Source organism: Mesorhizobium sp. M7A.F.Ca.MR.362.00.0.0 (assembly GCF_004023175.1).
GTDB lineage: Bacteria > Pseudomonadota > Alphaproteobacteria > Rhizobiales > Rhizobiaceae > Mesorhizobium.
The window spans coordinates 1-2,796 of sequence record NZ_RZTF01000561.1; the positions used below are offsets into that span (position 1 = coordinate 1).

Consider the following 2,796-nt stretch of genomic DNA (forward strand, 5'->3'; position numbering starts at 1 on the left):
GTCTATGGGCGCGTTGATCAGTGACTGGATAGGGTGGCGCAGTGCCATGGCCATGACGGCGGGGCTGGCCGCGCTTGCCATGCTGCTGCAGTTTCTCAGCCTGCCGACCTTGCCTGCAACGGCAAGCAACAGCCTTGCAGATGTATTTCGGCTGACCCGGCGGCGCGGCATCCAACTCGGCATGCTGGCCATTGTTTTGCTGATGACGGGGCATTTTGCCGGCTCGGTCTATGTGCGTCCCTTCCTCGAACAGGTGACACTCCTTACAACCGGACCGATTGCCCTGGCTCTGCTCGGGTTTGGCATCGCTGCCGTGATCGGTAATGTTGCCGGCGGCCGCATGGCCGACACCAACATCCACATGGCCCTCGCAGTCACCGCGGCGTTGATGGCGGTTGCGGCACTTACTTTGGTGCTTTGGGGCTCGCATATCGGCGTTGCCTTCGGCTTCGTTACGCTGTGGGGTTTCGCCTTTGGCATGGCGCCGGTGGTGCTGCCGACCAATATGTCGCGCGCGGCGCCTGATGCGCTGGAGGCAGCGGGCAGCCTGATGGTCACCTCTTTCCAAATTGCCATCACCATCGGCGCGGTTGTCGGCGGCTATGTCGTGGACACCTATGGCGCGACCGGGCCTTTGACTCTGACCGCTGTCCTTGCCGCATCGACCGCCGTCTTGGCGCTGCTGCAGCCACGCAGCTGAACTTTGCTGCCGCTGATAAAATAGCCTGAATCCGGGCCGCCGCCGATGTTGCAGGCGCGATACACAAGTTGAGGCCGGGAACACGTTGCATCTTGCCGCAATCGAAGGCTAAGGACGCTCGGCTTCGGCCATTGGAGGGTGATCGACGATCAAGTCGCGCCCTTTTTGAGGAGATGACTGACATGAAGAAGTTTTTGTTTGTTGCCGTCGGCCTGGCGGTGCTTGCCGGTTCGGCTTGCTCGAAGGCGCCCGAGTGCACGGCGGAAATCGCGACCAAGAAGGCGCAGGACATGGCTACCGCGCTGCAGGAAGCGATTACCAAGGACCCGTCCAAAGCGGCTGATCTGACGGCCAAGGTCCAGGCGGTGACAACCAAGTATCAGGGCGCTACGACATTGGCCGACGCTTGCAAGGCCTATGACGAACTGACGGCCACAATCAAAGGCTAACGCCCTGATTTGAGATCAAGGCCTAAGCGCCTGATTCGATGGGTCAAGGGAGAGGGCGGTGACCGTTGGGTCGCCGCCTTTTTTTCGGTTTTTTCAGTTCGGCGCGATGGAGCCGACTTCGACTGCGTCGACGCGCTTCAGGCTCATGCCGATCACCGGCACCAACTGGTCGTCGACGCGCACGGCAATGGTCACTGTCATCGAATTGTCGTCAGGGATGCGAGCCTGCATGACGCCGCGCAGTTGGTTGCGGTTGATGGTGAAGACCACTTTGCGGGGATCGACGACGTTGCCGCCGATGATGTCGAGGCCGGAACCGGTCGCGCCACCCATAAAGCTGCCCTTGTAGCCCTCACGGCCCTTGCGCTCGATCTTGGCCGACATCTGCTGGGTAAACATGCCAACCCGGCAGCCGCCGTCCAGCGACATGCCGACCTTGCCGTCGGGCGTCGAGCCGGTAAAGCTGCAGTTGAACTTGGTGCCTTTGTACTTGCCGGCGACGATTTCGCCGGGACCGATCCACTTGCCTTCAGCGGACTGGAAGAACTGCTTGTCCGGCTCCGCCGCAGAGGCCATTCCGGCAATGCCGACGACTGCCGCAATCACCGTTGCCAAGGGCAGGACGCTGGATAGAATTACGCTTTTCATCGACGACACCCGGCAACAAAGATGCTGTTTGGAACCCGTCTGACCATGAACAAGATTGGTTAATGCTTCGTCACCGAGGGGCCGCCGCAGAGCAGTCCGGTAACGATTCCGAATGTCCGGACACTCCAGCCCGTCTCACTTGCCGGATGGGGTCGTTTCACCATCTTTCCTGGTTGCGAACGATGTCAGCGCCGAGAGGAAGTCGCCCAATCCGGGACGCTTGGCGGCGCTGAAGGGCAGGGGTCGCGCCGTCTCCATCGCGGCGATGCCGATGCGCGCCGTCATCATGCCGTTGACGACGCCCTCGCCAAGCTTGGCCGAAAGGCGCGCGGCCAGGCCGTGGCCGACGATCTGCTGGACGAAACTGTCACCGACCGCGATCGAGCCGGTGACCGCCAGATGCGCCAGTACGCTGCGCGCCAGGCGAAAGAAACCCAGCGTTCCGGGCCGTCCGCCATAGAGCTCCGACAGGCGGCGAATGAGCCGCCCGGCCTCGAATACGACATAGGCGACATCGACCAGTGCGCGTGGACTGACCGCCGTCACCAGCGAAACGCGTTTGGCGGCCTCGAGGATCATCACCTTTGCCCTGGCATCGAGGGGGCCCAGAATTTCTGCCTCGGCCAGGCGCACGAGATTGCCGCCGTCGATGATTTCGCCGCGCAGTTCGGCCAGCGCGCGCCGGCCGGCCGCGGTCTCGGGTTTGGCCGCGACAAAGGCCGACAGCTCGTCGACGACCGATCGTGCCGCCTTGGGATCGTCACGCTCGATTGCGTCGAGCGCCCGTTTCTGCAGCTTTTCGACCTCGGCGAGACGGGCGATCGCCAGGAATTCGCGAATCAGGATCACCACAAGCGCCAGCACGGCGATGGCAGCCATGCCGGCGGCCAGCCAGCCCAGCCATTCGGCGCGCGCAAAGAGGTCGCGTATGAGCTGGTCGGTCCACAAGCCGACAGCCAGCGAAACCAGCACGCCAAAGGCGCCGAAGAAGATGCTGCC

General features: G+C 62.7%; 4 protein-coding genes. 2 read left to right on the forward strand and 2 right to left on the reverse strand.

Annotated features, from left to right (window positions below; genetic code table 11):
* Nucleotides 1-700, forward strand: a 700-nt coding sequence (locus EOC06_RS35120) for an MFS transporter (RefSeq protein WP_164898925.1), incomplete at its 5' end; no start/stop codon positions are given.
* A 182-nt stretch (nucleotides 701-882) separates the two neighbouring features.
* The gene (locus tag EOC06_RS35125) at nucleotides 883-1,149 is read left to right on the forward strand and encodes a hypothetical protein (protein ID WP_127271315.1); all 267 of its coding nucleotides are present in this window, start codon (nucleotides 883-885) and stop codon (nucleotides 1,147-1,149) included.
* A 93-nt stretch (nucleotides 1,150-1,242) separates the two neighbouring features.
* On the opposite strand, the gene EOC06_RS35130 is transcribed toward EOC06_RS35125, so the two are convergent.
* Together EOC06_RS35130 and EOC06_RS35135 are read right to left on the reverse strand one after the other, a co-directional pair.
* Nucleotides 1,243-1,797, reverse strand: coding sequence for a hypothetical protein (locus EOC06_RS35130; RefSeq protein WP_128303571.1), 555 nt, complete (start codon nucleotides 1,795-1,797; stop codon nucleotides 1,243-1,245).
* Nucleotides 1,798-1,932: 135 nt separating this feature from the next.
* A partial coding sequence (locus EOC06_RS35135; RefSeq protein WP_245470346.1) for a YcjF family protein occupies nucleotides 1,933-2,796 on the reverse strand: 864 nt, incomplete at its 5' end.

Excerpts from the sequence above, each read along its gene's own strand:
- EOC06_RS35125 (WP_127271315.1), top strand. The coding sequence starts at position 883 with ATGAAGAAGTTTTTGTTTGTTGCCGTCGGCCTGGCGGTGCTTGCCGGT.
- EOC06_RS35130 (WP_128303571.1), bottom strand. The coding sequence starts at position 1,797 with ATGAAAAGCGTAATTCTATCCAGCGTCCTGCCCTTGGCAACGGTGATT.